At 54.2% G+C, this 3413-nt stretch carries 5 protein-coding genes; 4 read left to right on the top strand and 1 reads right to left on the bottom strand.

What is annotated here, in order from left to right:
• The first annotated feature begins 42 nt into the window (after positions 1-42).
• The 3 genes from B3P58_RS00970 (at position 43) to tmpT (ending at position 1872) form a co-directional block, all read left to right on the top strand.
• On the top strand, positions 43-612 hold the full coding sequence (locus tag B3P58_RS00970) for a PhnA domain-containing protein (RefSeq protein ID WP_286715357.1): 570 nt from the start codon (positions 43-45) through the stop codon (positions 610-612).
• Positions 613-729: 117 nt separating this feature from the next.
• Positions 730-1086 carry a VOC family protein gene (locus B3P58_RS00965; RefSeq protein ID WP_286715355.1) on the top strand — a complete coding sequence of 119 codons (357 nt, stop codon included), beginning with the start codon at positions 730-732 and terminating at the stop codon, positions 1084-1086.
• Between the two features lie 111 nt (positions 1087-1197).
• Positions 1198-1872 carry a thiopurine S-methyltransferase gene (gene tmpT / locus B3P58_RS00960; RefSeq protein WP_225691498.1) on the top strand — a complete coding sequence of 225 codons (675 nt, stop codon included), beginning with the start codon at positions 1198-1200 and terminating at the stop codon, positions 1870-1872.
• Between the two features lie 26 nt (positions 1873-1898).
• Here tmpT and tsaA read toward each other — a convergent pair whose 3' ends face one another.
• Positions 1899-2639, bottom strand: coding sequence for a tRNA (N6-threonylcarbamoyladenosine(37)-N6)-methyltransferase TrmO (gene tsaA / locus B3P58_RS00955; RefSeq protein WP_286715351.1), 741 nt, complete (start codon positions 2637-2639; stop codon positions 1899-1901).
• Positions 2640-2983: 344 nt separating this feature from the next.
• Here tsaA and B3P58_RS00950 point away from each other — a divergent pair.
• Positions 2984-3413 (top strand): OmpP1/FadL family transporter (locus B3P58_RS00950; RefSeq protein ID WP_286715349.1); only part of this gene is annotated, 430 nt, incomplete at its 3' end.

The raw sequence follows: 3413 nt of genomic DNA, 5'->3' as shown, positions 1-3413 counted from the left end.
GGCCTGTTTAATTAGTGCTAACAGGCCCTAAGGGTAATGCTTATGTCCTTCGAACAAAGTCTGCTGCAGCGCGCGGCTAATCAGTGCGAGCTGTGTACTTCTGCCAACGATCTTTCTCCGTTTCTGGTGCCGCCGCACAGCCAGCTGACCGTCGACAGCGGTGTTGTTCTCTGCGCGACCTGTAAAGCCCAGGTTGAAGGTGCTGAGCCGGATGCTAACCACTGGCGTTGCCTGAACGACAGCATGTGGAGTCAGGTACCGGCGGTGCAGGTGCTGGCTTACCGTATGCTGAAGCGTTTGTCGGCTGAGCCATGGGCGCAGGATCTGCTGGACGTGATGTACATGGAAGACGACACCCGCAAATGGGCAGAAACCAGTGCCGCAGCGGCCGATGATGACCGTGAACCAACCCGTGACAGCAACGGTGCTGTGCTGCAGGCCGGTGATAACGTCACTTTGATCAAAGACCTGGATGTAAAAGGCGCCAACTTTACTGCCAAGCGCGGCACCATGGTGCGTGGTATTGGCCTGACTGATAACCCGGAGCATATTGAAGGCCGGGTAAACGGTACGCGTATTGTGATTATCAGTGCTTACACCAAAAAAGCCTGAGTTACGAAATTGATCGTCTCAAAAGCCGGATTTATTCCGGCTTTTTTGTGGCCGTTATTCAGGCTATGGTGATGGACGTTATTCACAGTCAGACAGTATCTGATACAGGGAGCATGTATGCAGGAAAAATTAAATTACGTCGAATTTTCCAGCCGCGATCTGGCGGCCAGTAAAACCTTTTTTCAACAGGTTTTTGGCTGGACATTTCAGGACTATGGCCCGGAATATTGTGCTTTTTTTGCAGCCGAAGCCGGACTGGATGGTGGTTTTTATCTGGATACTGAAAAAGCGCCGGCCGCCGGTGCATTATTGGTGTTTTATTCTGCGGAGCTGGAACATTGTCTGGCACGGGTAGAAGAGGCTGGCGGGCAAATAACAAAGGCGGTATTCAGTTTTCCCGGTGGCCGGCGTTTTCATTTTTCAGAACCCGGTGGCAATGAGCTGGCGGTCTGGTCGGATAAAGCAGCGGAATAGGCCGACCGGCAGAGAACGACCAGAGTCGGATTGGAATCGGTATGTCTGATCGGTTATAAACAACCTTTGCGCCGCATTGTCGGCGTGTTGAGATTGGCAGATGGGGTATTCATGCACAGCGAATTCTGGCACGACAAATGGTCAAAAAAAGAGATTGGTTTTCACCTCGACGAGGTAAATAAAGTCCTGCTGAAATACTGGCCGGATATGCATCTGGCCACGGGCAGCAAAGTGTTGTTGCCTCTGTGTGGAAAAACGCTGGATCTGTTCTGGTTGCGTCAGGCTGGTTATGGCGTGGTCGGCATTGAACTCAGTGAAATTGCGCTGGACGAACTGGCCGCTCAGCTGACTGCGGAACTGGACATTGCCATTGAAAAAAACCGTGAAGATGAGCAGGTGTTTTATCGTGGCGACGGCGTATTACTGATTGCCGGTGATTTCTTTAACGTCAGCCGGGAATTGCTGCAGCGTGAGCTGGGTGGCGATATCGATGCGGTGTATGACCGTGCGGCACTGGTGGCGTTACCGGAAAGTATGCGCCGGCAATACAGCCAGCATCTGCATGCCCTCAGTCATGGTGCGCCACAGATGCTGGTGACCCTCGATTATGATCAGAGCCAGATGGACGGCCCGCCGTTTGCGCTCAGTGACGCCGAAGTACATGCTCACTACGATGCGTTGTATACGCTGACATTGGCGGAAGAGCGGGAACTGATTGAGCAAGAGCCGCGCTTTAAGGCCCGTGGCCTGACATCCTTTAAACAGCGGCTGTATTTTTTACGCTGAGTGCGGATGTCGGGCTGTGGCGGAGCTTATACGGCTCCGTCAGTCTCAACCGACAGAACACAAATCCCGCCGCTTTGCGGGTAATGCCAGACCACATTGATATCCCAGAAACGCACACCGTAACGGCGGCTCTCATCCGGCTGCTGATAAGCCGGTTTTGGGTCCTGAGCCAGGCACTGTTCCACCAGTGCCACAACGTCTTCCCCCAGTCTTTTCGCCTGTTGTTGTGCTGCCGCCAATGCGTTTGGCTGCCAGCTGACGCTGACGGTGACCGGTGCCTCACTGGCGATGCCATTGTCGGCGCCTGCGATACTGTCGGCATAAGGCACATAGGGTTTGATATCAATGATCGGTGTGCCGTCGAGCAGATCGACACCGGATACCCATAATCGCGTGCCTTCCACTTTTTCCAGCCTGACCACTGACTGGCCAATACCGTTGGGGCGGTGGGTGCTGCGCGTGGCGAATACTCCCAGTTTCTCGTTGCCGCCCAGACGCGGTGGCCGTACCCGCAACCGCGGTGCTGCAGGATCATCGGCCGGTGCCTGATGGAACTGAAACAGCAGCCAGATATGGCTGACCTGCTCCAGACCAAGCAGGGCTTCCGGCTGATTGTAAGGTGGTAGCAGCTCAATCACCGCCCGTGCAGCCGGTGCCAGTTGTGGCTGGCGCGGAATGGCAAACTTTTCGGCAAACGGCGTACGCGCAATGGCGACTGGCTGCACGCTGGTGGGGCCGATTGCAGAATGTATGGCTGCTGGGCTCATGACAGATTATTCCGGCAAAAGCGGCAGTATACCTGTGGTCGGTTCGCGCATACGACCCCGCCATGATTTTGTGCAGAGCTTGTGTTGGCGTTGCGCCGACCCTGCAATGGCGTACAGGTTCCGTGGTGTTTTTTTCAATACTGAACATGGATGTTCAAAAAAGTCATTTGAAGCCTAATTTGTTTCAATAAGTTACCTAATGATTACTATCTGATACAAATTGGCCGTTTTTGTGCTGGCATACTGCCGCCGCATTCGACGAACAGTAATAAATCCGTCGGTTATTCCGCCTGTGGGGTTCTCCTGACCGGGCGGCTCACATAGCGTTTCAGCAAGGTGTTCTGATGTTCAATAAACCATCCGTTCTGGCGGTTGCCGTAGCGGCAGCTTCCCTGTTCAGCGCCGGTGTTCAGGCTTCCGGTTTTAAAATTAATGAGCAAAGCGCCAGTGGCGCCGGCCGTGCCTTTGCCGGCAGCGCAGCGGTTGCCAACGATGCTTCTGTGGTGTTCTTTAACCCGGCCGGTATGAGCCGTCTTGAGCGCTCCCAGGCCAGTTTTGGTTTTACCTATCTGCAGCTGGAAGGCAGTTTTGAAGGTGTACGCACCAACCCGACTGGTATGGTGACCAGCGATACTGCTGAAGCCGGTGTGTATAACGACGGTGGCGATTTTATGCCGGATAAAGTCATTCCGTTTGGCTATATCGTGCAAAAGCTGGATGACAAGGCGGCCGTGGGCCTGGGCATCTTCGCGCCGGTCGGTACCGCAACCGATT

Source organism: Thalassolituus sp. UBA2009, assembly GCF_002335285.1.
GTDB lineage: Bacteria > Pseudomonadota > Gammaproteobacteria > Pseudomonadales > Oceanobacteraceae > Venatoribacter > Venatoribacter alkanivorans.
The sequence above is the reverse complement of the archived record's forward strand: the minus strand, read 5'-3'. Positions and strand labels throughout refer to the sequence as shown.